The organism is Rhizobium sp. BT-226 (assembly GCF_025847085.2).
GTDB lineage: Bacteria > Pseudomonadota > Alphaproteobacteria > Rhizobiales > Rhizobiaceae > Rhizobium > Rhizobium sophorae.
In genome coordinates this window covers 522,613-547,843 of sequence record NZ_JAOYTI010000001.1, presented here as the reverse complement: position 1 = coordinate 547,843, position 25,231 = coordinate 522,613, and the positions used below count along the sequence as shown (strand labels likewise).

General features: G+C 62.8%; 23 protein-coding genes. 12 read left to right on the top strand and 11 right to left on the bottom strand.

Features of this window, described 5'->3' with window-relative positions; all coding sequences use genetic code 11:
• The first annotated feature begins 116 nt into the window (after window positions 1-116).
• From tpiA to OIU37_RS02875, 4 genes are all read left to right on the top strand, one after another.
• Complete coding sequence (tpiA, locus tag OIU37_RS02890) at window positions 117-887, top strand: triose-phosphate isomerase (RefSeq protein WP_171602524.1); 771 nt, start codon at window positions 117-119, stop codon at window positions 885-887.
• Window positions 888-1,005: 118 nt separating this feature from the next.
• Window positions 1,006-1,536, top strand: coding sequence for a preprotein translocase subunit SecG (secG, locus tag OIU37_RS02885; protein ID WP_171602523.1), 531 nt, complete (start codon window positions 1,006-1,008; stop codon window positions 1,534-1,536).
• Between the two features lie 143 nt (window positions 1,537-1,679).
• Entirely contained in the window at window positions 1,680-3,308 is a 1,629-nt protein-coding gene (locus OIU37_RS02880; RefSeq protein ID WP_003539844.1) for a CTP synthase, read from the top strand.
• Window positions 3,309-3,381: 73 nt separating this feature from the next.
• Window positions 3,382-3,852: an SRPBCC family protein gene (locus tag OIU37_RS02875; protein WP_171602522.1), complete on the top strand. Its 471-nt coding sequence runs from the start codon at window positions 3,382-3,384 to the stop codon at window positions 3,850-3,852.
• A 37-nt stretch (window positions 3,853-3,889) separates the two neighbouring features.
• On the opposite strand, the gene OIU37_RS02870 is transcribed toward OIU37_RS02875, so the two are convergent.
• Window positions 3,890-4,978, bottom strand: coding sequence for a citrate synthase/methylcitrate synthase (locus OIU37_RS02870; RefSeq protein WP_171602521.1), 1,089 nt, complete (start codon window positions 4,976-4,978; stop codon window positions 3,890-3,892).
• Between the two features lie 83 nt (window positions 4,979-5,061).
• Between OIU37_RS02870 and OIU37_RS02865 the strand changes: the two genes are divergently transcribed.
• The 5 genes from OIU37_RS02865 to OIU37_RS02845 all read left to right on the top strand — a co-directional run bounded on the left by OIU37_RS02865 (window position 5,062) and on the right by OIU37_RS02845 (window position 11,312).
• Window positions 5,062-6,207, top strand: a complete 1,146-nt coding sequence (locus OIU37_RS02865; protein WP_171602520.1) for a citrate synthase — start codon at window positions 5,062-5,064, stop codon at window positions 6,205-6,207.
• Between the two features lie 153 nt (window positions 6,208-6,360).
• Window positions 6,361-6,879 (top strand): FecR domain-containing protein, encoded by a 519-nt coding sequence (locus OIU37_RS02860; RefSeq protein WP_171602519.1) that lies wholly within the window; start codon window positions 6,361-6,363, stop codon window positions 6,877-6,879.
• Between the two features lie 5 nt (window positions 6,880-6,884).
• Window positions 6,885-8,741 (top strand): CHASE2 domain-containing protein, encoded by a 1,857-nt coding sequence (locus OIU37_RS02855; RefSeq protein ID WP_171602518.1) that lies wholly within the window; start codon window positions 6,885-6,887, stop codon window positions 8,739-8,741.
• A gap of 99 nt (window positions 8,742-8,840) precedes the next feature.
• Complete coding sequence (locus OIU37_RS02850) at window positions 8,841-10,811, top strand: DEAD/DEAH box helicase (protein ID WP_171602517.1); 1,971 nt, start codon at window positions 8,841-8,843, stop codon at window positions 10,809-10,811.
• 66 nt (window positions 10,812-10,877) lie between these two features.
• Window positions 10,878-11,312 carry a GNAT family N-acetyltransferase gene (locus tag OIU37_RS02845; RefSeq protein WP_171602516.1) on the top strand — a complete coding sequence of 145 codons (435 nt, stop codon included), beginning with the start codon at window positions 10,878-10,880 and terminating at the stop codon, window positions 11,310-11,312.
• 19 nt (window positions 11,313-11,331) lie between these two features.
• On the opposite strand, the gene OIU37_RS02840 is transcribed toward OIU37_RS02845, so the two are convergent.
• A complete protein-coding gene (locus OIU37_RS02840; RefSeq protein ID WP_171602515.1) occupies window positions 11,332-12,177 on the bottom strand; it encodes an SDR family NAD(P)-dependent oxidoreductase in 846 nt (281 codons plus the stop codon).
• 177 nt (window positions 12,178-12,354) lie between these two features.
• Here OIU37_RS02840 and OIU37_RS02835 point away from each other — a divergent pair, with 177 nt between their 5' ends.
• The gene (locus OIU37_RS02835; protein WP_171602514.1) at window positions 12,355-13,248 is read left to right on the top strand and encodes a LysR family transcriptional regulator; all 894 of its coding nucleotides are present in this window, start codon (window positions 12,355-12,357) and stop codon (window positions 13,246-13,248) included.
• Between the two features lie 247 nt (window positions 13,249-13,495).
• Here OIU37_RS02835 and OIU37_RS02830 read toward each other — a convergent pair whose 3' ends face one another.
• The 3 genes from OIU37_RS02830 to OIU37_RS02820 all read right to left on the bottom strand — a co-directional run bounded on the left by OIU37_RS02830 (window position 13,496) and on the right by OIU37_RS02820 (window position 16,946).
• Entirely contained in the window at window positions 13,496-15,742 is a 2,247-nt protein-coding gene (locus tag OIU37_RS02830) for a xanthine dehydrogenase family protein molybdopterin-binding subunit (protein ID WP_171602513.1), read from the bottom strand.
• Between the two features lie 12 nt (window positions 15,743-15,754).
• Window positions 15,755-16,228 (bottom strand): (2Fe-2S)-binding protein, encoded by a 474-nt coding sequence (locus OIU37_RS02825; protein ID WP_171602512.1) that lies wholly within the window; start codon window positions 16,226-16,228, stop codon window positions 15,755-15,757.
• Window positions 16,229-16,571: 343 nt separating this feature from the next.
• Complete coding sequence (locus OIU37_RS02820) at window positions 16,572-16,946, bottom strand: cytochrome c family protein (RefSeq protein ID WP_171602511.1); 375 nt, start codon at window positions 16,944-16,946, stop codon at window positions 16,572-16,574.
• Between the two features lie 659 nt (window positions 16,947-17,605).
• On the opposite strand from OIU37_RS02820, the gene OIU37_RS02815 reads away from it, so the two are divergent.
• Complete coding sequence (locus tag OIU37_RS02815; protein WP_264255514.1) at window positions 17,606-18,295, top strand: methyltransferase; 690 nt, start codon at window positions 17,606-17,608, stop codon at window positions 18,293-18,295.
• On the opposite strand, the gene glp is transcribed toward OIU37_RS02815, so the two are convergent.
• From glp to OIU37_RS02790, 5 genes are read right to left on the bottom strand one after another with little or no spacing between them, the layout of a single operon-like run.
• Entirely contained in the window at window positions 18,279-19,502 is a 1,224-nt protein-coding gene (glp, locus tag OIU37_RS02810) for a gephyrin-like molybdotransferase Glp (RefSeq protein WP_264255513.1), read from the bottom strand. The two genes, OIU37_RS02815 and glp, sit on opposite strands and share 17 nt — an antisense overlap.
• Window positions 19,499-19,996 (bottom strand): cyclic pyranopterin monophosphate synthase MoaC, encoded by a 498-nt coding sequence (moaC, locus tag OIU37_RS02805; RefSeq protein ID WP_264255512.1) that lies wholly within the window; start codon window positions 19,994-19,996, stop codon window positions 19,499-19,501. The genes glp and moaC overlap by 4 nt, the downstream gene beginning before the upstream one ends.
• A gap of 1 nt (window position 19,997) precedes the next feature.
• Window positions 19,998-20,810 (bottom strand): indole-3-glycerol phosphate synthase TrpC, encoded by an 813-nt coding sequence (gene trpC, locus OIU37_RS02800; RefSeq protein ID WP_171602507.1) that lies wholly within the window; start codon window positions 20,808-20,810, stop codon window positions 19,998-20,000.
• 9 nt (window positions 20,811-20,819) lie between these two features.
• The gene (trpD, locus tag OIU37_RS02795) at window positions 20,820-21,836 is read right to left on the bottom strand and encodes an anthranilate phosphoribosyltransferase (RefSeq protein WP_264255511.1); all 1,017 of its coding nucleotides are present in this window, start codon (window positions 21,834-21,836) and stop codon (window positions 20,820-20,822) included.
• A gap of 8 nt (window positions 21,837-21,844) precedes the next feature.
• Window positions 21,845-23,737 carry a peptidylprolyl isomerase gene (locus tag OIU37_RS02790; protein ID WP_264255509.1) on the bottom strand — a complete coding sequence of 631 codons (1,893 nt, stop codon included), beginning with the start codon at window positions 23,735-23,737 and terminating at the stop codon, window positions 21,845-21,847.
• A gap of 219 nt (window positions 23,738-23,956) precedes the next feature.
• On the opposite strand from OIU37_RS02790, the gene OIU37_RS02785 reads away from it, so the two are divergent.
• Entirely contained in the window at window positions 23,957-24,238 is a 282-nt protein-coding gene (locus OIU37_RS02785; RefSeq protein ID WP_025394620.1) for a hypothetical protein, read from the top strand.
• Between the two features lie 79 nt (window positions 24,239-24,317).
• Here OIU37_RS02785 and OIU37_RS02780 read toward each other — a convergent pair whose 3' ends face one another.
• Entirely contained in the window at window positions 24,318-24,572 is a 255-nt protein-coding gene (locus OIU37_RS02780; protein WP_168311315.1) for a GlsB/YeaQ/YmgE family stress response membrane protein, read from the bottom strand.
• Between the last annotated feature and the right edge of the window lie 659 nt (window positions 24,573-25,231).

The window sequence follows — 25,231 nt, the reverse complement described above, 5'->3', positions numbered from 1 at the left end:
TCGGCAGAAATATGCTCGGGATTGCAGAGATTCCCCTTACGTCAAGGGCATGATGCTTTTCTTTGCTGCAAGCTTTTGATATTGCCCAAGGCATAAGCAGATTGTGGAAGGCCGGCATGACACCTGACGTGCGCCCGCTTGTGGCGGGAAATTGGAAAATGAATGGCATGCGTGCCTCCCTGGATCAGATCAAGACGATCGCCGAGGGTGTTCGCCCGCCGTTGGCCGACAAGGTCGAAGCGCTGATCTGCCCGCCGGCGACGCTGCTCTATGTGGCGACGGCGCTGTGCACCGACAGCCCGCTGGCGATCGGCGCTCAGGACTGCCATCAGAACCCGTCCGGTGCGCATACCGGCGACATCTCGGCCGAGATGATTGCCGATTGTTTCGGCACCTATGTCATCGTCGGCCATTCCGAGCGGCGCACCGACCATGCCGAAACGGATCATCTGGTCCGCGCCAAGGCGGAGGCCGCCTTCGCCGCAGGGCTGACGGCGATCATCTGCATCGGCGAGACCGCGGATGAGCGCCGGACAGGCCAGGCGCTCGACGTCATCAAGCGCCAGCTTTCCGCCTCGGTTCCGGACGGCGCCACCGTCGAGCGCACAGTCATCGCCTACGAGCCGATCTGGGCGATCGGCACCGGCGTGACGCCGACATCAGCTGATGTCGAAAAGGCGCATGCCTTCATGCGCGCAGAGCTTGTGGCCCGCTTCGGCGATGAAGGCCGCAAGATGCGTCTTCTCTATGGCGGCTCCGTCAAGCCGGCCAATGCCCATGAACTGATGGGCGTTGCCAATGTCGACGGCGCGCTGATCGGCGGAGCGAGCTTGAAAGCGGCCGACTTCCTCGCCATCTACCGGGCCTATGAGGCGCTGCTAGCCTGAGGCATTGTTCATTGGCAGTTTATTCCGGGCCGAAGGGCTTGGAATAGATGAAAGCCTCATGTAAAGAGCCGCCAGAATTCTTAACTTTGTCCGTCTCCACGCGGGCAGGACTGGACCCATGCAGACCGTATTGATTGTCATCCATCTCATGATCGTGCTCGCCCTTGTCGGCGTCGTGCTCATCCAGCGCTCGGAGGGCGGCGGCCTCGGCATCGGCGGCGGTTCCGGCTTCATGTCGGCCCGCGGCACGGCCAATGCGCTGACGCGCACGACCGCGATCCTTGCGACCCTGTTTTTCCTGACCTCGCTCGGCCTGGGCATCCTGACGCGTTACGAGAGCCGTCCGAGCGACATTCTCGACCGCATTCCGGCAACAGGCGGCCAGGGCAACGGTATTCTCGATTCGCTCGGCGGCGCGCAGGCTCCGGCAGCCCCGCCGGCCGGCAACGGCGTTCCGAGCAGCGGCGCGGCGGCACCCGCACCGCAGGCTCCCGCCGCTCAAGCTCCGGCAACTGGCACTCCGGCGACTCAGGCCCCGGCGGCCACCGCGCCTTCAACGACTGCTCCGGCAACGACTGCCCCGGCAACGCCCGCAGCTCCGGCCGCACCGGCACCGGCTCAGCCCTCCGGCGTCCCGACGGGACAGTAAACCGGTCTTCGACATAAACCGCCGGCAGGCCCTCGGGTCTGCCGGTTTTCTTTTGTTCAGATTCCTGCGCCACGCATCGAAAGTTCTGGAAAAGAATTTTTGGGCTGGTGGAATCGTTTTTGAAAAGGTATCCGGTGACTCCCATGGCGCGATACGTATTCATCACTGGCGGCGTGGTTTCCTCTCTCGGAAAAGGAATTGCGGCCGCGGCTCTCGGAGCGTTGCTGCAGGCCCGTGGATATCGGGTTCGGCTTCGCAAGCTCGACCCCTATCTGAACGTGGACCCGGGCACGATGAGCCCGACCCAGCACGGCGAGGTCTTCGTCACCGACGACGGCGCGGAAACCGATCTCGATCTCGGTCACTACGAACGCTTCACGGGGCGTTCGGCGACCAAGACCGACAACATCACCACCGGCCGCATCTACAAGAACATCATCGACAAGGAACGGCGCGGCGACTATCTCGGCGCGACGGTGCAGGTCATCCCGCACGTCACCAACGAGATCAAGGATTTCGTCATCGAGGGCAATGACGACTACGACTTCGTCATCTGCGAGATCGGCGGCACGGTCGGCGACATCGAAGCGATGCCGTTCATGGAGGCGATCCGCCAGCTCGGAAACGACCTGCCGCGCGGCACTGCCGTCTACGTTCACCTGACGCTGATGCCCTATATTCCGGCGGCCGGCGAGCTCAAGACCAAGCCGACGCAGCATTCGGTGAAGGAACTGCAGGCGCTCGGCATTCATCCCGATATCCTGCTGGTGCGGGCCGACCGCGAAATTCCGGAAGCCGAACGCCGCAAGCTTTCGTTGTTCTGCAACGTGCGCCCGTCCGCCGTCATCCAGGCGCTCGACGTCGCCAACATCTATGACGTGCCGATCGCCTACCACAAGGAAGGCCTCGACGACGAGGTGCTTGCTGCCTTCGGTATCGAGCCGGCGCCGAAGCCGCGTCTCGACCCATGGGAAGAGGTCTGCAACCGCATCCGCACGCCGGAAGGCGAGGTGACGATCGCGATCGTCGGCAAATATACCGGCCTCAAGGATGCCTATAAGTCGCTGATCGAGGCGCTGCACCATGGCGGCATCGCCAATCGCGTCAAGGTCAATCTCGAATGGATCGAATCCGAGGTTTTCGAAAAGGAAGATCCGGCGCCCTATCTCGAAAAGGTGCACGGCATCCTCGTGCCCGGCGGCTTCGGTGAACGCGGTTCGGAAGGCAAGATCCACGCTGCCCGCTTTGCCCGCGAGCGCAAGGTGCCGTATTTCGGCATCTGCTTCGGCATGCAGATGGCGGTCATCGAGGCGGCGCGCAATCTCGCCGACGTGTCCGGCGCCTCCTCGACCGAATTCGGCCCGACGAAAGAGCCGGTGGTCGGCCTGATGACCGAATGGGTCAAGGGCAACGAGTTGCAGAAGCGCACGGCAGCCGGGGATCTCGGCGGCACGATGCGCCTCGGCGCCTACAAGGCGGCGCTGAAGAAGGGCACGAAGATCTCGGATATCTACGGTTCCACCGATATTTCCGAGCGTCACCGCCACCGCTACGAGGTCAATGTCGACTACAAGGACCGGCTCGAAAACTGCGGCCTGGTCTTCTCCGGCATGTCGCCGGACGGCGTGCTGCCGGAGACGATCGAATATCCCGATCATCCCTGGTTCATCGGCGTGCAGTACCACCCGGAACTGAAGAGCCGGCCGCTCGACCCGCACCCGCTGTTTGCCAGCTTCATAGAAGCGGCGACGGAACAGAGCCGTCTCGTCTGACGACTGACAGCACCAGATCGCGTTGTTTCAGGCGCGATCTGGATAACATCCATGCCTGCGCTAACTTGCCGGCATGACCCCTTCACGCAGCACGACCGTCTCACGTTTCATCGCAGCGCCGCGCGAGCGCATCTACCGCGCCTTCCTCGATGCAGATGCGGTCGCCACCTGGCTTCCGCCTGATACGATGAAGGGCATCGTCCATGCCTTCGAGGGCAGGGAAGGCGGCGCCTTCAGCATGTCGCTCGTCTATCCCGACGACGAGATATCGCAACCGGGCAAGACCTCCGACAAGACAGACAGGTTCGAAGGCCGCTTTGCCAAGCTCGTGCCGGACGAACGGATCGTCTGGGCAACGGTCTTCGATTCCGAGGACGAGGGCTTTTCCGGCGAGATGACCGTCAGCACGCTGTTGTCGCCTGCGGATGTAGGCACCGATGTGACGATGGTCTGCGACAATATTCCGTCCGGGATCCGCCTCGAAGACAATGAGGAAGGCTGCCGCTCGACGCTCGACAAGCTGGCCGCTTTCGTCGGCGGTTGAGGATCGGCGGCAGGACATGCTGCCGCCGAATTAACCTTCACGCCGCCGCCGGCAGCGGCCCGATATAGACCGAGCGTGGCCGGATCAACCGGCCGTCGAGCGCCTGTTCGCGCGCGTGCGCCAGCCATCCGACGGTGCGGCCGATTGCGAAGACGCCGGTGAAGGCCTTACGCGGAAAGCCGAGCGCTTCGAGCAGCAGCGCGGTATAAAACTCGACATTGACGTCGAGCGGACGGTTGGGCTTGCGCGCCTTCAGGATCGCCAATGCCGCAGCCTCCACGGCTTCCGCCAGCGCACTGCGGGCGCTGTTTACCTGTCCGGTCGAGATCAGCGGCTTCAGCGCGCCCTTCAGCGCATCGGCGCGCGGATCGCGAACGCGGTAGATACGGTGGCCAAAGCCCATCAGCCTTTCGCCACGGTCGAGTGCTTCCTCGAGCCATGGGTAAGCATTCTCCGCCGCTCCGATCGCATCCAGCATGTCGAGCACAGGACCAGGCGCGCCGCCATGCAGCGGCCCTTTCAGCGCGCTCAGTGCGGCGAGCACGGAAGAGTTAAGGCCGGCCTGCGTCGAGGCGATGACGCGCGATGCGAAGGTCGAGGCATTGAGGCCATGGTCCGATATCGTCACGAGATAGGTGTCGAGTGCCGCCGTCTGCTCCCTGGTCGGCAATTTTCCGGTCAGCATACGCAGGATATCGGCCGCCTGCGGCAGCGAGGCGTTGGGCGCGATCGGTCTTTTGCCGCTTTGCATGCGAAGGATCGCCGGCAGGAAAACTGCGGGCGCAGCAAGAAGGCTGAGAGCAGTATCGAAATCCTCGCCGTCGGGCAGGCGGGCGATCAGCGCCCGCATCGCATCAACAGGAGGCAAAGCGAGCAGAGCGGCATCGGCGGCCTTGATATGGCCGAAAATCCTCGTTCGCGCCTGCGCCAACCAGTCGCGCAATTCCGCTTCGTCGAAGCTTTTTTCCATCAGCCCATCGAGCAATAGGGCGGCGACGCCTTCATAAGTGCCGTCTGCAATCAGGTGATCCAGCGATACGCCGCGGATGATCAGACGTCCCGCTTCGCCATCGACATCCGAAAGCTGCGTTTCGGCAGCAATGACATCTTCCAAGCCGTTTTTCATGTTGTTTCTCCTTTACGACAATGATGATCCGACCTAGTCTCATTGACGTCAATCTTGATGCAATTGATCAATATGAGGTTCCGATGTCGTGGCTGACTGCCGAGGAGGCGCTGCGGGCACTGAAGACCAAGCCGCAGACGCTCTACGCCAATGTCAGCCGCGGGCGCATCCGCGCCAAGCCCGATCCCGCCGACCCGCGCCGCAGCCTCTACCAGGCCGCTGACGTCCAGCGGCTTGCCGAGCGCCATGCCGGCCGCCGCAAGACCGAAACGGTCGCCGCCGAGGCGATCCGCTGGGGCTATCCGGTTCTGTCCTCGGCAATCTCCACCATCATCGGCGGACGGCTTTTCTATCGCGGAAAGGATGCGGCCGGTTTCGCTGAAGTCGCGATGCTGGAGCAGACGGCGGCACTGCTCTGGAACGGCGCGGAGCCACTCTCCTGCAGCGCCGGGGCCGGACATGCCTCTCCGTCGCTTCAGGCGGCATTCCTGGCGCTGGCGGGGCGGGTGACATCGGATCTGCCGTCGCTCGGCCGCTCGCAGGCCGCACTTCGGCGTGAAGCAAGCGGGGTTCTCCATACAGTCGCCGATGCGCTAGCACCTGGGTCGTCGGACCGGCCGCTGCATCTCAGGCTTGCTGCAAGCTGGCAGCGGCCGGCGGCTGCCGATTGCCTGCGCCGCGCGCTGGTGCTGCTTGCCGATCACGAACTCAACGCCTCGGCCTTCGCGGCGCGGGTCACGGCATCGGCGGGTGCAGCCCTTTCGGCCGTCGTGTTGTCCGGTCTGGCGACGCTGACAGGGCCGCTGCATGGCGCTGCCTGGCAGGGCGTCGATGCCTTGATCGATACCGCTTCCGCGCTTGGGGCGGAGCAGGCGATCCGCCGCACGCTCGCCCAGGGCAATCGCCTTTCGGCCTTCGGCCATCCGCTCTATCCCGATGGCGATGTCCGGGCCTTAGCGCTGCTGTCGCAGTTCCACCTGCCGCCGCAATTTGCCGAGGTCCGGGAAGTGGGCGAGGAGATGGTCGGCGAGAAGGTCAACGTCGATTTCGCGCTTGCCGCGATGTGTGCCGCCTTCGATCTCCCGAGGGAGGCGCCGATCATCATTTTCTCGCTTGCCCGTTCAGTCGGTTGGCTTGCCCATGCAATGGAACAGATCGACAGCGGCGAATTGATCCGGCCGCGGGCGCGTTATACCGGACCGGCGCCTGAAACGGATAATAGAGCGTAAGAATTTCGCCGGCGATTGCGACGATTTGCTTTTTTGGTCTAGGGAAATATTTGAATTCGGCTATCATGCTTCATATTAGAAGACGGTTGGGAAGAAGACGCGGTTGATGGACGCTTTCGAAAAGACCCGTCCGCACGGTCAAGGGGACTTTCCATGAATACGACGCTTCGCAACCTTTTTGCCGCCGCACTCGCTGTCGGCCTCATTCCGCATGGGGCGGCCTTTGCGCAGTCTGCCGGCTGCACGGTATCGCGTGATGCCGGCGCCCGCCAGGTGCTCAATTGTCCCGGCGGCGTCACTGTGACGGCGGAGGCCGGCGCGGCCTACAGCCTCGTCGACCGCAACCGTGACGGCAGCCCCGATTCGGCATCGCTGCGCCGCAAGGCCATTCTTGTCGACGTCGACAACACCCAGCACGCCGGTGGTTTTCAGGTCGTGACACCGCAGGCGATTGCGGCCGTGCGCGGCACCCAATGGGCTGTCGATGTCGCAGGCGGCCAGACCTCGGTGCTGGTCGTCAGAGGCAGCGTCGCGGTTCGCCGGCCGGCTGGCGAACCGGTGCTGCTGTCGCCGGGAGAGGGCGTCGACGTTACCGCCGGAACCGAACCCCTCGTCGTGCGTCGCTGGCCGGCGCCGCGCGCCGCTGCCCTTCTTGCCCGTCTCGGCCAATAAGCCCCATGAGCCATCGCCTGCTGACTGTGATCGCGCTGCTGCTCGCCGGTCTTTGGGGAGCTGCGCTCGGCTATACCAATCTCCATGCCGGAAGCGGCCTTCTCGACCGGATGGAGGCCTCGCTTGCCGATATCCGCAGCCTCATCGTCGGGGCGAAAACACCGCCTCCCGTCGTCTCGATCGTCGCGATCGACGACCGCACCGCTGGGGCGCACGGCTATCCGCTCAATCGGGCGACACTTGCGCGCCTCGTCGATGCCATCACCGCGCTTAAGCCGAAGGCCGTGGCCATCGATATTCTGCTGGTCGATCCGGGGCCGGAGGAGGGCGACGCGGCCCTGACCTCAGCCCTTCGCCAGGGGCCAAGCGTGATTGCGGCCGCGGCCACTTTTGCGCAAAGCCGCCAGCGGGTCACCGATGCGGCCGAGGATCCGCTTGCCGCCATCCCGGAGGCAAACCAGCTTCTCTTGCCGCTCGCCCGCTTTGCCGAGGCCGCCGCGGTCGGCATCGTCAACGTCGCAACCGACCAGACCGGCACACCGCGCTTTATCCCGCTGATCTCGCGTGCCGCAGACCGGCTGGATCCGGCTTTTCCGCTGCGTGCCGCGTCGGTGGCGCTCGGCGTCGATCCCACGATCGAACGCGACGCCATCATGCTCGGAAAGCTGCGTATTCCCACTGATATCGGCCAGCGTCTGCCGGTGACATTCTATGGCGGGCACGGCAGCATCGCCACGTTCAGCGCCGCCGATGCGCTGGACGGCAAGCTTTCGGCGGATGCGGTCGCTGGCCGCATCGTCGTCATCGGTTCGACTGTCACCGGCGGCGGCGACGTCTTCCCGACCCCGTTCGATCCCGTCATGCCCGGCGTCGAGGTGATGTCGACGGCGATCACCCATCTCGTTACCGGCGACGGCATGGTGCGCGACCGCAGGATGCGGCTGATCGATGCCGCCACCGCCATCGGACTGCCGATCGTGCTCGTGTCGCTGGTCGCCTGGCGCCGGAGTGCGGCAGGCTATGTCATCATCGTGCTGACGCTGATCGTCTGGGCGATGGTCAATCTGTCGGCCTTCGCACATGGCTATTGGCTGAGTGCAGCGCTGCCGATCGCCGCAGCGCTGCCGCCGGCGCTGGCTTATGGCGCGGCCGAACTCTGGCTCGACCGCGGCCGCGCCCGTCATTACGCCGAACAGAGCGCGCTGCTGCAGCGCATCGAGGCGCCTGGCCTCGGCGAGTGGCTGGCACGCGATCCGAATTTCCTCGCCGCGCCGGTGCGCCAGAACGCCGCCGTCATCTTCATCGATCTCTCGGGCTTCACCGGCCTCAGCGAAAATGTCGGGCCGGTGGCGGTCAGCGAGATGTTGAGCGACTTCTTCGAACTGGTCGACGAGGAGGCCCGCGCCCATGGCGGCGCCATCACCAGCTTCATGGGCGATGGGGCGATGATTCTGTTCGGCCTGCCGGAGCCCGCCGATGACGATGCCGCCCGGGCCGCCGCCTGCGCCGTCAGTCTGTGCGAGCGCACAAGGGCCTGGCTTCAAGCGCATGCCGGCTTTGCCCAGAAGAAGATCGGCTTCAAGGTCGGCGCCCATTGCGGCCCGATCGTCGCCTCGCGATTGGGCAGCGGCGACCGGCAGCAGATCACGGCGGCGGGCGACACCGTCAATGTCGGCAGCCGCCTGATGGAGGTCGCCGCCCGCCATGGTGTCGAACTGGCGCTGAGCGCCGAAATCGTCCGCGCCGCAGGTCCCGACAGCGTGCTTACGCAGTCCGGCCGGATGGAGGGACCGTTGGAAACGGCGCTGCGCGGCCGGGCAAGCCGCATCGACGCCTGGCTGTGGCGCAGCCGCACGCTTTGACAATCGCTGCGGGAGCGGCTAGGAACGGCGCAAATACCCCGCCGGCTGGCTCCGGCCATGGCGCAGCAACGCGCCTGACAGCTCCGAAAGATCGAACCCATGACAGAATTTAACGGCGTCGTTCCGGCGATCGCCAAGGCGTTGCAGAAGCGCGGTTACGCCGAACTCACCCCGGTGCAGAAGGCGATGCTCGATCCGGCGCTCGCCGCTTCCGACGCGCTGGTCTCGGCTCAGACCGGCTCCGGCAAGACCGTCGCCTTCGGCCTGGCGCTCGCGCCGACGCTGCTTGAGGGCAGGGAGCGCTTCGGCAATGCCGGCGCGCCGCTCGCTCTCGTCATCGCCCCGACCCGCGAGCTTGCCCTGCAGGTGAAGCGCGAGCTCGACTGGCTCTTTGAGATGACCGGTGCGGTGATCGTCAGCTGCGTAGGCGGCATGGACATCCGCAGCGAGCGCCGGTCGCTCGAACGCGGCGCCCATATCGTCGTCGGCACGCCCGGCCGGCTTTGCGACCATATCCGCCGCAGGGCGCTCGACATGTCGGAACTGAAGGCCGCCGTGCTCGACGAGGCCGACGAGATGCTCGATCTCGGCTTCCGCGAAGACCTGGAATTCATCCTCGATGCGGCGCCGGACGAACGCCGGACGCTGATGTTTTCGGCAACCGTTCCGGCGGCGATCGCCAAGCTTGCCAAGAGCTACCAGCGCGATGCCGTGCGCATCAGCACCGCGGCCGAGGAAAAGCAGCATATCGACATCGAATATCGCGCACTCATGGTGGCGCCGAGCGACCGCGAGAATGCGATTATCAACGTGCTGCGTTATTACGAGGCGACCAACGCCATCGTCTTCTGCTCGACGCGCGCCGCCGTCAATCATTTGACCGCCCGCTTCAACAACCGTAATTTCGCCGTGGTGGCGCTGTCCGGCGAGCTGACCCAGAACGAACGCAGCCATGCGCTGCAGGCGATGCGCGACGGGCGCGCCCGCGTCTGCATCGCCACCGACGTCGCTGCCCGCGGCATCGACTTGCCGGGCCTCGATCTCGTCATCCATGCCGACCTGCCGACCAATCCGGAAACGCTGCTGCACCGCAGCGGCCGTACCGGCCGGGCGGGACGCAAGGGCATCAGCGCCATGATCGTGCCGCTGAATGCACGGCGCAAGGCAGAGCGCCTGCTCGAGAATGCCGGTATTTCGGCTGCCTGGGCGCGGCCGCCTTCGGCCGAGGAAGTGAGCGAGCGCGACGACGAGCGGCTGCTCGCCGACCCGATTTTCAACGAAACGCCGCAGGAGGAAGAGCAGGGGCTGGTACAGCAGCTTCTCGCCAGCCACGGCGCGGAAAAGCTTGCCGCTGCCTTCCTGCGTCTTTACCGCACCAATCATTCGGCGCCGGAGGATCTGATCGAGGTTACCGTGCAGGACGAGCGCAGCCGCAAGCGCCGCGACAATGCCGAACCGTACGAGCCGGCGCAGAAGGGACCGCGCGAGGATTTCGGCGCCAGCGTCTGGTTCTCCGTCTCGGTCGGGCGCAAGCAGAATGCCGAGCCGCGCTGGCTGATCCCGATGCTCTGCCGCAACGGCAATGTGACGAAGCGCGAGATCGGCGCGATCAAGATGCAGCCCGAGGAAACTTTTGTGGAGATCGCCGCGGCGAGTGCCGAAAGCTTCCTGGCGGCGATCGGACCGAACAAGGCGCTCGAACGTGGCATCCGCGTAACCAGGCTTTCCGGCACGCCGGATTTCAGCCGGGCGCCTGCGCCAAAACCCTATGCCGGCAAGCCATCCCGTGACGAGCGGCCGGATGATTCGTTCCGCAGCGAGCGGCCGAAGAACAAGTTCGGCAAGGGTCCGGGCGGCGGATATGCCGCGGCCGACAATGCCGGTGGGGACAGACGGGATAGCAAGCCCTGGAGCAAGAAGCCGGGCAAGCCAGCTTTCGATGGCCCGAAATCCGACAAGCCGAAATTCGACAAGCCGAAATTCGAAGGCCCCAGATCCGAAGCCCTCAAATATGAGGGTAAGGGCGGCACCGGACCAAAAGCTAAGTTCTCAAAGAAGAAGCCCGGCTGATTTTGCCGGCAGCCCTTCGCTGGTCCGGCGGAGGGCTTTGGGCCGTATCCCCTGAGGGTGGCAAGGATGGTGATGGAAACGGCAATCCTCAGCGTCCCGGTTTTCAGTACACTCTGCAATGAGGCCTTCCGGCTGCGGCGTGCTGTTTTCGTGCATGAGCAGAAGGTTCCTGAAGCCGAGGAATTCGATGCCGACGACCTCAACGCCCATCATCTTGTCGCCGTCACGGCGGGTGAAGTCTCCGGCACGCTGCGGGTCATTTACGCCGAGGAACATGTGAAGATCGGCCGGGTTGCGGTTGCCGGTCTACGGCGCGGCCAAGGCATTGCAGCCGCAATGATCGGGCAAGCGATGGAACTGCATCGCGCTGCCCGCGACAACCGCTTCTATCTCACAGCACAGGCGAACAATCTGCCGCTCTACGAGCGTTTCGGCTTCGTCGCCTATGGCGCGGAATTTCTTGACGGTGGCATGCCGCATCTTGCCATGAAGAATTACTAAGTTTCAGCGACGCGTCATTTCAGTCTTGGGCTTTCACGTCGAAGGCAAGCGAACTTGAAAGGTCGCGGTAGGCATCGATCTGTTGCTGCAACAGCGCGATTTTCTGTTCCACCATGCCAACAGCATCAGCTCCGGCGATGAACCGGCGGGGTAGCTCCGGTTGGTTGACCAGGGTGATCAGCGCCTGGGCGAGTTTTGCGGGATCGCCGCTCTGCTGACCGTTGGCGGATTTCCAGAATGCCAGCTGTTGGGCGCGTCTTTCGTCGTAGTCGCTGACAGATGACCGAGCATATTGGGTTGATTCGTCAGTCAGCAATTCCGTGCGGAAGAAGCCCGGATTGACGATCATCGTTTCGATACCAAACGGCGCCACTTCGGGCTGCAGCGATTCCATCCAACCATCGAGGGCAAACTTCGCGGCAGAGTAAGCGCTGCAAAACTCAAAGCCCAGCAGGCTGGCCGTCGATGAGATCGAGACGATCTTGCCGGATTCCTGCCGGCGCATCACCGGCAGGACGGCGCGGGTGACACTCATGGGGCCGAGGAGATTACTGGCCAACTGCAGACCCATCTGGGCTGAGGTCAATTCCTCAAAATAGCCTGCGTAAAAGTTCGCGGCATTGTTCACCAGCACGTCGATGCGACCAAAACGTTCAAGTGCTGCTTTGACAGCGGAGTCCGCATCGGCAGACTTTGTCACGTCCAGCGTGACGACCAGCAGGTTTTCCGATTGACCGATGGCCGTGGCAACGCGCTCACGATTTCGGCCGGTGGCGACGAGCTTGTCGCCGGACGCCAGAACCGCCTTGGCGAAATCGAGCCCCATGCCGCGCCCGGCGCCTGTGATCATCCAGACTTTACTCATAGAGTTCTCCTTGATGGCGAGTTGTATACCGACACTTTATGCGTTGGCCTTCCGCCCGTGCGCCGCATGATCATCGTTGATCTTGCCGGTCAACGGTTTGTGAAGTGACAGATAGCGATGAAGACAAACGATGATTAGCCGCTATAATCTGCATGAAGTTAGAAATGGGGCTGATAAATGAGACACGGTGACTTCAGCGAACTTGCAGCCTTCATCGCCGTCGCCGAGGCCGGAAGTTTCACCCGCGCCTCCGCCAAGCTGGGACTTTCCCAGTCTGCCGTCAGTTACTCGGTCAGGATGCTGGAGCAGAGGCTGGGGGTGCGGCTAATCTCGCGCACTACACGAAGCTTGTCGCTGACCGATGCCGGAGAGCGTATGCTTCGGAGCCTCCGCCCTGCCTTCGAACACATCGAAAGCGAGATCGCAGCCGTCACCTCACTTCGTGACAAGCCGGCGGGCACTATCCGCATCACGACGTTTCGATATGCCGCCATGAGCGTGCTTTGGCCTGTCATGACAACATTCTTGGCGGAATACCCGGACATTGAAATGGAGGTCATTCTTGACGAGGGCCTGACGGATATCGTGGCCGGCCGGTTCGACGCCGGTATTCGCATTGGAGAACAGGTTCAAAAAGACATGGTTGCCGTCAGGATCGGTCCTGATCTTCGCATGGCAGTCGTCGGATCGCCGTCCTACTTCCAGAACCGCACAATCCCGATGACGCCCCGCGATCTCGGCGACCACCGGGGTATTAGCTACCGGCAAACCACAGGAGGTGGGTTGTATGCCTGGGAGTTCGAGCGCGACGGCGAGGAACTTGTGGTCAGAATGAACGGGCCGCTCATCCTCAACGATAGCTTGATGCTGGAAGCCGCTGCTTTGGATGGGCTCGGGCTTGCCTACACTTTCGAAAGTCAGGTTTCACAATACATTGCAGACGGGCGACTGATCCGAGTCCTCGACGATTGGTGCCAGCCGTTCCCTGGCTATCACCTGTATTACCCAAGCCGACGTCAGCATACGGCTGCGTTTGCGCTCCTCGTCGAGGCGCTTCGTTTCAAAGGCTGACGCTCCTGCCAGGGCTGCCCGGTAGATGGCCGCGATGCGTTGGGGGATTGATCTCGGTTGCGCGATTGCCGATAGACGTGAAGTCCTGCCTGTCCTGATTGCTTGTGAAGCGCGCGGTCATCGCTGACCGCGAAGTGTTGGCGCCATTATTGTCAAGACGTCACGCAACAGGAATATCGCGGCCCTGTGCGGCCCGCTGCATTCAGCGGAACACAGGACCGGGGCAGGCTCTCGTCCGAGCCAGGTTCTAAGCGAGGTTGAAAGGCATCTGCCTGACTGGCTTGCCTGTCAGACGCGAGATGGCATTGGCAAATGCCGGCGCCAAAGGCGGCAGGCCGGGTTCGCCCATGCCTGTCGGTGCATCCGCGCTCGGTACGATGTTGACGTCGAACTCCGGCACATCCGTGATCCTTGCCACCGTGAATTCGCTGAAGTTGCCTTGCTCCACAATACCGTCCTTGAGCGTGATTTCCGCGCCGGCAAGACATGTCGACAAGCCCATGATTGCCGCGCCCTGTACTTGCGCTTCGACGGTACGAGGGTTGACGGCCAGATTGCAGTGAACCCCGGCCGTGACCCGATGCAGCTTCGGCTGTCCATCGACAACGGAGGCTTCCACCACGTAGGCCACCACCGACGCAAAGGATTCATGCACAGCTACACCCCAGGCCCTACCTTCGGCCAAGGTCTTGGAGCCGTAACCACTCTTGTCTACGGCGAGCTGCAGGGCATCCCGGTGACGAATATGCTCGTTGCCGAACATCTTCATGCGATAGGCGACCGGGTCCTGGTCGGTTGCGCGCGCTATATCGTCAAGCAGGGTTTCCATGACAAAAGCCGTATGGGTGGAGCCAACGCTGCGCCACCAAAGAACCGGCACGTTGACAACTGGATGATGCACCGTCAGGCACATAGGAAGCGGATAAGGGTTCCGCATGCCTTCGGTCGTGGCGGCATCGATGCCGTTCTTCACCATGAACTGCTCGAACACAGTTCCCGTCAATATCGACTGGCCGACGATGCTGTGATCCCAGGCCAGCACGTTACCTTCTTTGTCGAAGCCGATGCGAGCGCGGTGTAGGTGCAGTGGACGGTAGTAGCCACCCTTCATATCGTCCTCGCGGCTCCACAGTGTTCGCACTGGCGCGTCCAGCCCCGCCGCCTTGGCCGCTTTGGCTATCTGGCACGCCTCGATGATGGTGTCGCTGCTGCTGGAAAAGCGCCGGCCGAACCCACCGCCCGACGTCTGCACGTTGACCACAACTTGTTCCGGCTTGAGGCCGAGCGCGGTTGCGGCCGCGCCGGCATCGAGCCCGGCACTTTGGCTCCCCATCCAGATCTCGGCGCGATCGTCGGAAAGCCGAATTGTACAGTTCAGCGGTTCCATCGCCGCGTGGGCGAGATAGGGGAACACGAATTCAGCTTCCAGACTGAGTGGTGCGGTTGCCAATGGCGCCATGTCGGCATCGAATTGGCGCGGGCCAGTCTGCGTGGCCATCTCGCGGAATTGTGCAAGCAGCGTTTCGGTATCGACTTTTTCGACCTTCGACGCGTCCCACTCCACCTTAAGGGCATCGCGGCCCTGAGACGCTTGCCAATATCCGTCCGCGACGACGGCCACCCCCTCCGCACCGCGATCCAGCGGCACGCGCAGGACGGCCTTCACGCCTTTGATGGCGCGCGCTGCACTGTCGTCAAGGGAGGCAATTTTGGCGCCGAAGACCGGAGGGCGAGCAACCACGGCCGTCAATTGTCCCGGCAGCTTGAAATCGATGCCAAAGCTCTGTTGGCCACTGCTCTTGGCTTTTGCGTCCAGGCGCTGGGTGGGCTTGCCGATAATGCGGAAATCCTTCGGGTCCTTCAGCGTGATCTTCTGCGGCACCGGCAAGGCCATGGCCGCCTCGGCGAGCTCGCCGTAACCCAGCTTGCGACCATCGGAGGCGAGAACCGCACCGGCCTCGGTTCGCAGAGTGGCAACATCCGCGTTCCAGCGGTCTGCGGCGGCGGCAAGGAGCATGGCGCGGACACGCGCACCCAATTCGCGATACTGCGTAAAGCTGTTCTTGATGGTGTTCGAACCGCCGGTCAGGTGCATGCCGAAGGCCGGATCGACATAGGCCATGTCATTGGTGCCGAGCTGGCTGCGGACAAGGTTCCAGTCTGCATCGAGTTCTTCGGCAAGGATCATCGGCAATGCCGTTTGGACGCCTTGACCGAACTCCAGCCGGTTGATTGTGACCATAACCTCGCCATTTGGCGCAATTTGAACAAACGCAGAAGGCTGCTCGGTCGGCTTCAGAGCGGTGGGCACCTCACCCGCGTCGGTGGACTGGGCGGCGGCCAGATGGGGGAAAATGCCGACAGCCAAACCGAGGGTCCCCGTCAGCTTTAGAAAGCTGCGGCGTGGCAACGCCTGAACCGCCGTTGAACGACCCCGTTCCAGCATGTGCTGCAGCGCACGTGGTAATTCGCTATAATCCATGTTCGGCAACATATGGTGTCTCCCTCAAACGAGATTGCTGGCAGCATCGGCTATGGCGGCGCGGATACGGACATAGGTTCCGCAACGACAAATATTGCCTTCCATTGCCGTATCGATCTCCGAGGCGGTCGGCTGCGAACCGGAGGGCAAGGATGCCAGGAACGCTGTGGCGCTCATGATCTGGCCGCTCTGACAATAACCGCACTGCGCTACATCGTGCTTGACCCAAGCTGCGTGCACAGCGGCGCCGACGCGGTCGCTGCCGTCGGTCGCTTTTTCTATGGTGGTGATATTCAGGCCCTCGGCAGCGGAGAGAGGGGTGCTGCAGGAACGGACAGCCTCACCATCCAGATGTATCGTGCACGCGCCGCAAAGCGCGGCGCCGCAGCCGAACTTGGTCCCGGTCATGCCGAGCGTGTCGCGCAGGACCCAAAGGATGGGTGTCTCCGGGTCGGCATCGACCTCGTGCTGATTACCGTTGATATTCAGTGTGATCATGACTGGTCGGTTCTCCGATGTTTCATAATGGATGTGCTCGTTGACTGCGGTCGTTAGCTAACGGTTAGAACCGTCGATCTCTGAGGCGAGCGACGGCGACGGGAGTGCCGCCAGCAACCTCCAGGATGATGAGACGCCGTCGACCAAGAGCCTGCTCTCCGCGGCAACGTTAGCTCGTCCGGCGGCGCCAAATTAGTTGGAAAAACCTGCACGACGTTAGAAAGGCGGCTTCTGAATGCGAGGCAAAAGCACGAGCAGACACGTCAACCCAAGACCGACCGGCGATGATCAGCCGCGTTGGGTGCCCATCGATCGCCGGCTTGCTCAGCCACGAGGTTCGCCGCTACTCCGACAGGGACTTCAGGTAAGCGATGATGTTTAGCCGATCCTCAGGCTTGGGTACGCCCACGGTCATCGTGGTGGTCGGTACGACTTCGCGCGGCGCTGCTAGAAATCGGTCCAACGTCGCCTCGTCCCATACTAATCCCGACGCCTTCATGGCCGGCGAATAGCGGACGCCTTCCGCAGCGCCGGCCGCGCGCCCGACAACGCCACCGAGCCCCGGCCCAGCCTTTTTCTGATCCGTGGTCGAATGACAGGCGGAACAGCGCTGAAACGCTTTTTGTCCCAAGGCGACATCTCCCTGCGCTGCCGCAAGAGCCGTCGCCGACGCAAGGATCAAGGTGGAGATAACAACAGAAGCCAAAATTTTTGTCATGCGTGTACTTCCCGAATACAGGCTGCCGAAGCCCTGAAAGGACGGTGTAGTAGCGCGCGCCAGCACCGTTGCTGGCAGGCCGCGCCAAAGACCTTAGACCCAAGACACGCCTCATCTTCTCCGGACATGGCATCGCACTGGAGACGGCGGTTGGTTGGGGACGTTACCTCGCCTCAGCATGGAGCATTAGGCGGTACTATTTGCATGATGTTAGAAATGAGGTTCATAAATGCCCGACAGCCAACGATCGTCGACGAAGGTTGTCTGCCTTGCTTTGCACGAGCAGGAATCAACCCTGTTGATGCCTGCCGCAGCGTGCAATCAGGAAAGCTTAAGCTTTCCTCAGACATCGGTTGCAGGACGGAAGTTCGCCTATCGTCGGCTTAGTGATTCCCCGCTGATGGAGTAGTTTCTCGCAGATCTCGCACGCGCCGAGGCTCCCAAGACGGTCTCGCTTCAACGGCCTGTGTTGCGTTCTTGAATGGCATATGGCACGCCTCGTCACGAATAGCGGTTCAGTCCTTGCGAAAAGCCTGGGCTCGGCTTCATTATTCACCTCAATCGTGGCGTGCATAAATGGCGGGGAATTCCACGACGGCGACCTGCTCTTGTTATTAAAAACGATGACGCCCTTACAGCCTCGGCAGGAGCAGACGACGATGAAACGCCCGGGCATGTCGCAACCCGATCCGGCCGCCTTCATCCGTGCCAACCTGCCTATATCACCCGTTCCCTCGATCCCCGAGATTTGCCTTCATACGGCAGGGCCTGCGAGCGGGCTCTGGCGGCTTGCCGGTAGCAGAGAGGCCGATCCGCCGCCTTACTGGGCTTATCCCTGGGCCGGCGGCGCCGTGCTTGCCCGCCATCTGCTCGACCAGCCGGAAACGGTCGCGGGCCGCCGTGTCCTCGATCTCGGCGCCGGCTCAGGGCTCGTCGCTATCGCGGCAGCAAAGGCTGGAGCGCGCACGGTTACGGCGGTCGACATCGATGCCAATGCCATTGTCGCGATCGGCCTCAACGCGGCGATCAACGGCGTGGATATCGTAGCTCGGGCCGCCGATATCATCGAGGATCCGCCACCGGAGACAGATCTCCTCGCGGTCGGCGACCTGTTCTACGATCCAGCGTTAGCCTTGCGGGTCATGGCCTTCCTGCGGCGTTGCCAGGCGAGCGGCATCGAGGTGCTGATCGGCGATCCCGAGCGGGCTTACCTGCCGCAGGGTGAACTCAGCCGAATCGCCACCCATAGGGTAGCGGATTTCGGCGGGGGCACAGGCGGCGGTGCCGTGCCGGCGGGCGTTTTTGCGCTCTCCGGCAACGCTGAAGGCGAGATTATGCCACAAGGTTAGGCCGCAACAACATGACCGGGCAGGGCGCTCCGGCCGGCAATTCCGGCGCATGTGGCGGGCGGATGACAAGGCAGTCGGCTTTGGCGAAGACCTTCATCATCGAGGAATCCTGCTTGCCGAAAGGCTCGGCGAGCCAGTGGCCGGCAGCGGATTTCGAAAGTTTCGCCCTGATATAGTCCTGCCGGTGGTCGTTGGCGCGCAGGGTGACGGCTGCCTCCACCGTTACCTCGCGCTGCACCGGTGGCAGGGAGGCGAGCTTGCGGATCAGCGGCTCCAGGAAGAGCAGCGAACAGACGAGGCTCGAGACCGGATTGCCGGGCAGGCCGAGCACATGCGTCTCGCCGAAGCTGCCGACCATCAGCGGTTTGCCGGGGCGCATGGCGATGCGCCAGAAGTCGAGCTGCATGCCGGCCTCGATCAGCGTGGCCTGCACCAGATCATGGTCGCCGACCGACGCGCCGCCGAGCGTGACGATGACATCGACCCTGGCGTCCCGCGCCGTGTCGATCGCCGCGCTGATCCTGGCCTTGTCGTCAGGCACGATACCTAGATCGAGCACATCGGCGCCGGCTTTGCGGGCAAGGGCTGCAATACCAAACGTATTGGATGCGATGATCTGCGAAGGGCCGGGCGTGCTTCCCGGCGGCAGCAACTCGTCGCCGGTTGCGAGGATGGCGATCAGCGGGCGCCGCAGCACTTCGACATCAGGCCGGTTCATGCCGGCAGCAACCGTCAGTCGCGAGAAATCGAGCACGGTGCCGGCCGACAGCACGGCTTCGCCTTCGGCGAAATCCTGGCCGCGCGGCCGAACATGCTGTCCCTGCCGGACAGGGAAATTGGTTCTGATGCCGCCCTCGATCTTCTCGGCATCCTCCTGCAGCAGGACGCTATCGGCGCCAGGCGGAACAGGCGCGCCGGTGAAGATACGAACGGCCTCTCCCTGGCCGACGCTTCCCTCGAAGCCGTGGCCAGCGGAAGACATGCCGATGACCTTCAGCAGGGCGCCCGGCTCCGGCGCGTCTTCGCGGCGTAGCGCATAGCCATCCATGGCGGAGGCATTGAAGGGCGGCTGGGTCAGGCCAGCCGTCAGATCGACTGCCAGGATACGGCCCTCAGCCTCGGCAAGCGGCAGCGTCTCGGACGCAGCAATGGGCTTTGCGCTGGAGAGCAAGCGGTTCAGCGCCTCGGCGACCGGGAGAAGGTTCATCTCGCCTCCGGATGACGGAAATCGCCGGATTTTCCGCCGGACTTTTCAAGGAGCCGGATGCCGCCGATCTCCATTGCCTTGTCGGCCGCCTTGGCCATGTCGTAGATTGTCAGACAGGCGACGGAGACTGCGGTCAGCGCCTCCATCTCCACGCCGGTCTTGCCGGTCAACTTGGCGGTTGACGTGACGCGCAGGCCGGGCAGGGCGGCATCTTCCTCGATCTCAACCGTGACCTTCGTCAGCATCAACGGATGGCAGAGCGGAATGAGATCGGCGGTGCGTTTTGCCGCCATGATGCCGGCAAGGCGCGCCGTGCCGATCACATCGCCCTTCTTGGCATTGCCTTGGCGGATGAGAGCGAGCGTTGCCGGTGCCATCTTCACATGACCCTCGGCCGTGGCGATGCGCACCGTCTCGGCCTTGTCGGAGACATCGACCATATGCGCCTCGCCGGAGGCATCGATATGCGTGAGGCCTGGCTTTGGGCCGCTCATATCATTCGGCCGCGATGGCGGCTTCGCCAAAGAGCAGTGTGCGGGTGGCGGCGGCGACGTCCTCCTTGCGCATCAGACTTTCGCCGACAAGGAAGGTATTGATGTCGACGGCCTGCAGGCGCTTACAATCGGCATGGGTGAAGATGCCGCTTTCGCCGACCAGGAGCCGGTCTGCCGGCACCACGGGGGCAAGCGTCTCGCTGACGGAGAGGCTGACCTCGAAGGTACGCAGATTGCGGTTGTTGATGCCGATGAGCGGTGAGGAGAGTTTTAGCGCCCGCTCCATCTCCTCGGCGTCGTGGACCTCGACCAGCACGTCCATGCCGAGGGCGAAGGCCTCGTCCTGCAGGCGCTCGGCTTCATCGTCCGACAGCGAGGCCATGATCAGCAGGATGCAGTCGGCGCCCCAGGCGCGAGCTTCGTGCACCTGATAGGTCTCGAACATGAAATCCTTGCGCAGCGCCGGCAGCGTGCAGGCAGCGCGGGCGGCTGTCAGAAATTCCGGCGCGCCCTGGAAGCTCGGCGTGTCAGTCAGTACTGAAAGGCAGGCGGCACCGCCGGCCTCATAGGCGCTCGCCAGCGACGGCGGATCGAAATCCGGGCGAATGAGACCCTTCGAGGGGCTTGCCTTCTTGATCTCGGCGATCAGGCCGAAGCGGCCAGCGTCGCGCTTGGCAATGAGCGCCTTGTGGAAGCCGCGCGGGGCGGACTGGCCGGCCTGCATCGCCTTCAGATCTGCAAGCGACACTACCGCCTTGGCAGCGGCGATCTCCTCGCGCTTGTAGAGTTCGATCTTCTTCAGGATATCGGTCATCGAACAATCCTAATCGATATCGTTGGAAACGGCGATGAGTTTGTCGAGGGCGAGCGCGGTCGCACCGCTATCCAGCGACTGCGTGGCCAGCGTCATGCCGTCGCGGATCGTCTTGACTTTGCCGGCGATGACGAGCGAGGCGGCGGCATTGGCGAGCGAGACATCGCGATAGGCATTCTGGGCGCCGCCGAGGACCTCGCGAAGGGCAGCAGCATTGGCGACACCGTCACCGCCCTTGATGTCGGCGAGCACACAAGGGCTGACGCCGAAATCGGCGGGCGAGAGCTCGAAGGTGCGGATCTTGCCGTCTTCGAGTGCTGCGACTTTCGTGATGCCGGTGGTGGTGATCTCGTCGAGCCCGTCGCCATGGACGACCCAGACGCATTCGGAGCCGAGATCGCGCATGACTTCGGCAAGCGGCACCAGCCATTGCGGTGAGAAGACGCCGAGCAGCTGGCGGCGAACGCCGGCCGGATTGGAGAGCGGCCCGAGCAGATTGAAGATCGTCCGCGTGCCGAGCTCGACCCTCGAGGGACCGACATGGCGCATGGCGGAATGATGCATCTGCGCGAACATGAAGCCGACGCCGGCCTCGGCAATGCAGCGGGAGATGATTTCGGGACCGACGTCGAGCTTGACACCGAGTGCGGCCAGATTGTCGGCTGCGCCCGATTTCGAACTCAGCGCCCGGTTGCCATGCTTGGCGACGGGAACACCGGCGCCGGCGACGATCAGCGCTGCCAGCGTCGAGATATTGTAGGTGCCGCTGGCATCGCCGCCGGTGCCGACGATGTCGATCGCATCGGCCGGCGCCTCGACGGTCAGCATTTTCGAGCGCATCGCGGTGACGGCGCCGACGATCTCATCGACGGTTTCGCCGCGCACGCGCAACGCCATCAGGAATCCGCCGATCTGCGAGGGCGTCGCCTGGCCCGACATCAGGATGTCGAAGGCGGCGCGGGCCTCGTCACGCGTCAGCGGCTCGCGGCTTGCGGCCTTGGCCAGGAACGGCTTCAGATCGGTCATAAAGCCTCCTAGCGGACCGTCGCCTGTTCAGCGAGCGTCTGGTTGATCTGAGCGCCATAGTGCGTCTGCAGCAGGTTGACCATCTGATCGAGAATATCGTCGCCGGCGGCATTGGCCATGGCGGTGATCTGGGCATCGCGATTGTTCAGCACGTCGCCGGTCGGCTGGGTGTTGACCTCGGTGACCTTCAGCAGGATCTGCGTCGAGGGATCGGCGCCGACAGCACTTGCGACCGTATCGACCGGACCCGAGAAGGCGGCTGTGACGCCAGCCCGGCCGAGGACTGCGTCATCGGTCGCGCGGGTGACACCGCTCTTGCTTTCGACGGCAATGCCAAGCGGCATTGCGATATCGGCAAGGGCCGTGCCCTTCTGCGCCTCGGCCTTCAACGCGTCGGCCTTCTTGGCGAGCTCGGCCTTCTGCTGCTCCGCCGTCCAGTCCTCGACGGCCTTTTCGCGCACTTCGGCGACCGGGCGGTCGCGGTCCGGCGTAATTTCGCGGACGTTGAACCAGACATAGCCGTCATTGCCGATCGGCAGCGGCGGCGCATCGACGCCGACCTCGGTCTTGAAAGCTTCGCCGAGCAGTTGCTGCTTGGCTGGGATATCCTTGACCTCTTTGCCATCCTTGTCGGCGCCGGTCATATCGACGGCATCGACGGTTACGGCTTTGAGATTCAGCTGGCCGGCAATATCCTCGAGCGTCGAACCGCCAGCGCGCAGGTCCTCGATGCGGTCATGAACGTTGATCACTTCCTGAGAGGCGTTGGAAAGCGCCAGCTGCTTGCGGATATCCTCCTTCACCTCGTCGAAATTCTTCGCCGTTTCCGACTTGATGTTGGTGACGCGCAGGATGACGGGGCCGAAGGAGCCATCGACGACAGGCGTCGTGCCGCCATCGCGCGAAACCGCGAAGGCGGCATCGGCAACGGCCTGGTCGGGAACCTTGTCCTTGGTGAACTCACCGAGAAGCACGTCGCTTGCCGTCTTGCCCTGGTCGGAGACCAGCTGATCGAAGCTGGTGCCGCTCTTCAGCGCCGTTTCGGCGGCAGCGGCGAGATCCTTGCTGGCGAAGGTCAGCTGTTCGATGGTGCGGCTTTCCGGCGTGCGATAGGTATCCTTGCTCTTGTCGAAGGCTTCGTGGACCTGGTCGTCGGTGACGGTCGCGGCATCGGCAATATCGGCAGGCTGCAGCTTGAGATAGACGAGTTTGCGGTATTCAGGCGCTCGGTAGCGCTGTTTGACACCTTCGAACCACGTCGCCAGCACGTCGTCGGCAGGTGCCTTGATCGGCTCGATATTGGCATTGGTGAGCAGCAGGTATTCGACGCTGCGACTTTCGTCGCCATAGAGCTTCAAGGCGTCGACCAGCGTCTTCGGTGCGGTGAAGCCGTTGGAGATGGCATCGACCACCTGGCTGCGGACAGCGACCTTGCTGCGCTCCTTGATGTAATCGTCCTGGCGGATGCCGGCATTGCGCAGGCGCGAGATGAAGAGCTCGCGGTCGAACCGGCCGTTGACGGCCTTGAAAGCCGGATCGTCAGCAATCAGCTGGGCGAGGCGATCTTCGGAAAGACCGAGGTTCATGTCTTCGGCGAGCTGGTCGAGCGAGGCGCCGGCGACGAGCTGGGCGAGCACCTGCTGCTCGACGCCGAAGGCGCGGGCCTGCTCGGGGGTGAGGCGCGTGCCGAACTGCTGGCTGAGGCTTGCCACCTGGCGCTGATAGGCGAGGTGGAACTCGTTGACGTCCACATGCTGATCGCCGACGGTCACGACCGTGGTGCTGTTGCCGCCTGACAGCAGCTCATGCGACACGCCCCAGACGCCGAAGGACGCGACGAGCAGAAGCAGGAGGAGCTTGGCAACCCAGGTCTGAGCAGCTCTTCTCAGGATATGGAACATAGAAACGCAAACCTCGCAGTATCATTGACCCGCGCGCGGGCGGACATTCGACGTTCCTTAAAACAAAGCCGACAGGAAATGAAGGGTTTGTCGCGCGAAAAGCTGCACAAGGGGTCCACTCAGCCGCGGTGGCTTTGCGGCGAACAAAAGATCGGTTGCGGCGGAACCTTTCGGGCCGCCATTTCGTTGAAGCGGCATCCCATGAAACAGGAGCAGACCATGGCAGAATTGAAAACCGCTTCCGCCGAATCCACCGCTGCGCGCGTCAAGGCTGATATTGCAGCAGACGATCTGTCGGCACAGGTTGCAGCCCTTCGCAACGATCTCTCCCGACTGACGGAAAGCGTGGTCGCGCTGGGGCAGGGGGCGAAGTCGGCGGTGACCGACGAGGCTTCGCTGATGACGGAACGGCTGCGCGACAAGGTGCGCGAAGAACCGCTCGTGGCGCTCGCCGTGACGGCAGGCATTGCCTACGTGTTCGGCCTGCTCAGCCGCCGCTGAACGAAATTCAGGGTAAGGAAAAGCCGGACGTGATGAACGCCCGGCTTTTAACATTTACGACGATCGGCAAAAGCGCCCTTTAGCGGCGTATGACGCGCCCGATCGCGATCAAGATGCAGGCACCAACGAAACCGGTGATCAGATAACCCAGCCAACCGGCGAGCGGCTGGATGTGCAACAGACCCAGGATCCAGTTGGCGACGATGGCGCCGACGATGCCAAGCAGTATGTTCATGAGCAGGCTCATGCTGCTGCGCATGGCCTTTTCCGCCAGCCATCCGGCGACACCGCCGATAATGATGGCTGCAATCCAACCCACGCCTGCGTCTTCCATGCTTATCTCCCTCCTGGCAAAACGAGTCACAGAATGCACGAAACGAAGGGAAGTTCCACTCCCAGTTACGAAGATCGCGTGCGGGTTCAGCAACTTATGTGACTCACAGCTGCAGCAGGGTGACCGGAGAGCGCAGCGCGTGGGCGATTATCTGGAACAGCAGGCCTGCAATGGCGAGCAATGCGAAGCCAATAGGCATAATCAGGCTTTTGCTAAACATCATCCCTCTCCCCTTTTGCGCAAAGCATAGGCGGAAGCGGGCGGAGCGCAACAATATTGTTAACGAATAGTTAAGTCTGGCAATTAATTAAAATTAAATACATCGATGAGCAGAAAAATACTTACGAATTGTTGAAGACTTTGTTTTGCACTTTTCCCGTGTTAGTGCGGATCATCTGTGATCTATGCGCTCCAGACCTTCCGGTCTCCGTCTTGTTGTCAAGGCGGCGACTGGTGCTGCAATCTCTGTGGATCACAAACAGCGGGCCTGTGATGAAGCTGTTCCAGTAACGAACTGGCTGTCAGCCAGCCGGATCTATGTCCTGTGAACAACGAGCATGAAGACGAGGAAGGACGCTGTTGCGACCGTCGCAGCGAAGGCAATCTGGTAATCCATGTCGTTAACCCCGATTGGATGGCTCCCGTAAACGCCTGTGGCG

Bases quoted from the DNA above. Each gene is read 5' to 3' on its own strand.
- OIU37_RS02865 (WP_171602520.1), top strand. From the start codon at position 5,062: ATGTCGTGGCTGACTGCCGAGGAGGCGCTGCGGGCACTGAAGACCAAG.
- OIU37_RS02855 (WP_171602518.1), top strand. From the start codon at position 6,885: ATGAGCCATCGCCTGCTGACTGTGATCGCGCTGCTGCTCGCCGGTCTT.
- OIU37_RS02830 (WP_171602513.1), bottom strand. From the start codon at position 15,742: ATGTTGCCGAACATGGATTATAGCGAATTACCACGTGCGCTGCAGCAC.
- secG (WP_171602523.1), top strand. From the start codon at position 1,006: ATGCAGACCGTATTGATTGTCATCCATCTCATGATCGTGCTCGCCCTT.
- OIU37_RS02815 (WP_264255514.1), top strand. From the start codon at position 17,606: ATGAAACGCCCGGGCATGTCGCAACCCGATCCGGCCGCCTTCATCCGT.
- tpiA (WP_171602524.1), top strand. From the start codon at position 117: ATGACACCTGACGTGCGCCCGCTTGTGGCGGGAAATTGGAAAATGAAT.
- OIU37_RS02860 (WP_171602519.1), top strand. From the start codon at position 6,361: ATGAATACGACGCTTCGCAACCTTTTTGCCGCCGCACTCGCTGTCGGC.
- trpC (WP_171602507.1), bottom strand. From the start codon at position 20,810: ATGACCGATATCCTGAAGAAGATCGAACTCTACAAGCGCGAGGAGATC.
- OIU37_RS02790 (WP_264255509.1), bottom strand. From the start codon at position 23,737: ATGTTCCATATCCTGAGAAGAGCTGCTCAGACCTGGGTTGCCAAGCTC.
- OIU37_RS02845 (WP_171602516.1), top strand. From the start codon at position 10,878: ATGGTGATGGAAACGGCAATCCTCAGCGTCCCGGTTTTCAGTACACTC.
- glp (WP_264255513.1), bottom strand. From the start codon at position 19,502: ATGAACCTTCTCCCGGTCGCCGAGGCGCTGAACCGCTTGCTCTCCAGC.
- OIU37_RS02825 (WP_171602512.1), bottom strand. From the start codon at position 16,228: ATGATCACACTGAATATCAACGGTAATCAGCACGAGGTCGATGCCGAC.
- OIU37_RS02880 (WP_003539844.1), top strand. From the start codon at position 1,680: ATGGCGCGATACGTATTCATCACTGGCGGCGTGGTTTCCTCTCTCGGA.
- OIU37_RS02840 (WP_171602515.1), bottom strand. From the start codon at position 12,177: ATGAGTAAAGTCTGGATGATCACAGGCGCCGGGCGCGGCATGGGGCTC.
- OIU37_RS02780 (WP_168311315.1), bottom strand. From the start codon at position 24,572: ATGGAAGACGCAGGCGTGGGTTGGATTGCAGCCATCATTATCGGCGGT.
- moaC (WP_264255512.1), bottom strand. From the start codon at position 19,996: ATGAGCGGCCCAAAGCCAGGCCTCACGCATATCGATGCCTCCGGCGAG.
- OIU37_RS02875 (WP_171602522.1), top strand. From the start codon at position 3,382: ATGACCCCTTCACGCAGCACGACCGTCTCACGTTTCATCGCAGCGCCG.
- OIU37_RS02850 (WP_171602517.1), top strand. From the start codon at position 8,841: ATGACAGAATTTAACGGCGTCGTTCCGGCGATCGCCAAGGCGTTGCAG.
- trpD (WP_264255511.1), bottom strand. From the start codon at position 21,836: ATGACCGATCTGAAGCCGTTCCTGGCCAAGGCCGCAAGCCGCGAGCCG.
- OIU37_RS02820 (WP_171602511.1), bottom strand. From the start codon at position 16,946: ATGACAAAAATTTTGGCTTCTGTTGTTATCTCCACCTTGATCCTTGCG.
- OIU37_RS02870 (WP_171602521.1), bottom strand. From the start codon at position 4,978: ATGAAAAACGGCTTGGAAGATGTCATTGCTGCCGAAACGCAGCTTTCG.
- OIU37_RS02835 (WP_171602514.1), top strand. From the start codon at position 12,355: ATGAGACACGGTGACTTCAGCGAACTTGCAGCCTTCATCGCCGTCGCC.
- OIU37_RS02785 (WP_025394620.1), top strand. From the start codon at position 23,957: ATGGCAGAATTGAAAACCGCTTCCGCCGAATCCACCGCTGCGCGCGTC.